Annotated in this window: 2 protein-coding genes and 1 pseudogene; 2 read left to right on the top strand and 1 reads right to left on the bottom strand. The window is 38.9% G+C overall.

Translation table 11 applies throughout. The features are described from left to right. Both AC1DUA_RS32770 and AC1DUA_RS32765 read left to right on the top strand, forming a co-directional pair. Positions 1-362 (top strand): hypothetical protein (locus AC1DUA_RS32770; protein ID WP_477503712.1); only part of this gene is annotated, 362 nt, incomplete at its 5' end. 809 nt (positions 363-1171) lie between these two features. Further along, a pseudogene (locus AC1DUA_RS32765) lies at positions 1172-1884 on the top strand (transposase); the annotation flags it as partial. A 218-nt stretch (positions 1885-2102) separates the two neighbouring features. Here AC1DUA_RS32765 and AC1DUA_RS32760 read toward each other — a convergent pair. Continuing rightward, positions 2103-2642, bottom strand: a complete 540-nt coding sequence (locus AC1DUA_RS32760) for an NADPH-dependent FMN reductase (protein ID WP_477503711.1) — start codon at positions 2640-2642, stop codon at positions 2103-2105. Positions 2643-2709 lie beyond the last annotated feature (67 nt).

Genomic DNA, 2709 nt, shown 5'->3' with positions numbered 1-2709 from the left:
AAATAGGACTGAGAAAGGTCGAACTTATGAGTAACGCGATTATATATGGGCTAACATTATTATTGCTCGTACTCTCCTATTGGAAGGACAAGGTAAAGACGAAACGATCTTTAATGAAAGCTTGGAAGTCTTTCGAAAATATGCTACCTCTATTACTTGGGATCATATTTATAATGGGCATTTTACTATCAGTTCTTCATGCTGAAATAATTAGCCATTTCATCGGCTCATCTAGCGGTTTTATCAGTATACTGATATCCGCAATTGCAGGTTCTATTGTTATCATTCCTGGCTTTGTTGCCTTTCCTATGGTTGCCCTGTTATTACAGAAAGGGGCTGGCGTTATGCAGCAGCGGCATTAGTCTCTACCCTTTTGTCAGTGGGTATCGTCACTGCACCTTTGGAGATGAAATATTTTGGCAAAAGGCTAACACTCTATCGAAATATCTCGGCATTTCTATTCTCTTTCTTAGTTGCTTTGATCATTGGATGAGTAAAATAATTAAACGATACAAGTTTCCGTTATTGACTGTCGTGGCTTTAATCGTTTTGTATCTCTATAAGGGGACGGTCGGTTTGAGTGCTAAAAAGGTTTCCACATCAAGCCTGAAAGCAATGATGCTTGTCATCCCCCCATCTTCATATTAATGGGACTTCTGATTGTGAACTATCCTTTCCCTAAATAATAAGGTTATTGTGTCAATTTTATACGTATCAACTTTCAGGAAATTAAAGATCGTTACTGAAAGTCCAGTAATGCCGCGGCTTTCAAAATTATTATTTAAATAAGTTCATTACTTAACTTGCCTTTCTATATTTGCTACAGAAAAAGTAGAAAATAAAGTTCATTAGTGATTTTTACAACATAAACAGATATACAGCGATAAGATTTGACCATAATCAAAAAAAGTCGCAGATTGATTACCAGCGACCTCTCCTCAACAAAGTAACAATAATTATAACAATTAATAACTCAACTTTCGCACCTAAGAAATATTAGATAATCCTTATGGTTACAAGGGATAATGGGGATATATTGCACCTCTTGACAGAAAAACACCCTCTTTGTTTGGTATCATGGAAGTGTCGAGCAATCATGCAAACAAAGAAAGGTGTTGTATTTCATATGTTACACCAAAAATCCTTATTTATCGTTTTCTTAATCAAGGTGCGGAAGTTTCTTCATWGCYTTKYTTTAAARATCATCCAGCACTTTGAATCWCTTATTGCTCCTTCGCGTACGCGTGTTTTCATCATCGACRATTCCGTTTTAAACCGTAATCGGAGTAAGAAAGCYGAGCTGCTAGCTCGTGTWTTCGACCACTGGACGTTTYACCAAGGGATTTACCATGCTARCACTTGGTTGGTCAGATGGGTTTAGTTTTGCTCCAATTGACTTCGTCATGCTTTCTTCGGYYAAACTRGTGAATCGAATTTGCGAAATGAAGGAACATATTTACAAACGAAGCCATGGATATAAGCGTAGATTGGAAGCACTCACTCGTAAACCAGATGCTGTCGTAGACTTGTTACAGCGTGCACTTTCTGCTGGATTTACAGCTGACTTTGTGCTCATGGACAGTTGGTTTACTCAAGCGCCGTTACTTCAAAAGCTACATACCATGGGACTTTYGGTTATTGTTGAGCGTCGGCARGAGAATGATGCCAAGTCGCTAGGCGGTCTATTTTTCCTCTTTGCCGATGAAGTAAGAGATCTGGATTACCAAACCGCCCTTGCAGCAWCTGATGACGTTTTTYCTGCAGATMGCCARAGCTAGGACAAAACTGGAGAAGTCCAATGTATTTTGTCAACTCCGTGAGTGGATCCTCGGTTTGCCTAGCTACATCAAGGGATTGTTCATAGATTTAAGCTGCGAAAGTTGAGTTAATTATTTCCGTAACATAAGTATACTTGATTTAGTCCTTCTCTACCTTATTTCTGACTGAAAGTGATAATGGGTAAAAAATAGAAAGCTCCCTCCCTTTCCAAAGTTGGTTTCATGGCAAACACATAGTTTTGTGTACTTTTAACAATACCCCGCGGCAATAAGTAAATCTTTTTGGCTTCAATCAGAATGTGTTCCTAAGTGGGGGTTTGAATATTATCTCAAAGTTTTTAATGCACCGCTCCAAGCAAGCACTTGGTCAAGCATGCCATTAACATTTGTAAGATGCAGATCAGCTGGTTTGAACACAGTTCCGTTCTCAAAATCAGTGAATAGTGACAATGCGGGGTGTACACGAACATCCGCTACGGACAATTCCCCCAAGATTCCACGTAAATGCTCAGTTGCACGAGCCCCGCCCACGGAACCATAGCTAACAATACCAGCTGCTTTATTGTTCCATGCATCACGCGCATAATCAAGTGCATTTTTCAATGATGCTGATATACTATGGTTGTATTCTTGAACAATAAATACGAAGCCATCCAAGCTAGCAAGCTTTGTATTCCAAGCTGTCGCTTGTTCTGTAACATCGATTTCCCCTAAAAGTGGAAGCTTAAAGTCCGCAATATCTACGATTTCATAATTAGCATCGTTGCGTTTTTCAGCGATACTTTTTACCCATTCTCCCACTTGTGGACTTACACGTCCTTGACGAGTACTTCCTAAAATAATACCAATAGCTAATTTCCCCATTATTTTTTCTCCTAATTAGTTGATTTTTGAAATCTAGAAGATCCCTTTTTCCTATGATGGTCGAAAT

Source organism: Paenibacillus sp. 01T422 (assembly GCF_056398785.1).
The sequence above is the reverse complement of the archived record's forward strand: the minus strand, read 5'-3'. Positions and strand labels throughout refer to the sequence as shown.

Coding starts and splice junctions, on each gene's coding strand:
- AC1DUA_RS32760 (WP_477503711.1), bottom strand. CDS start 2,642: ATGGGGAAATTAGCTATTGGTATTATTTTAGGAAGTACTCGTCAAGGA.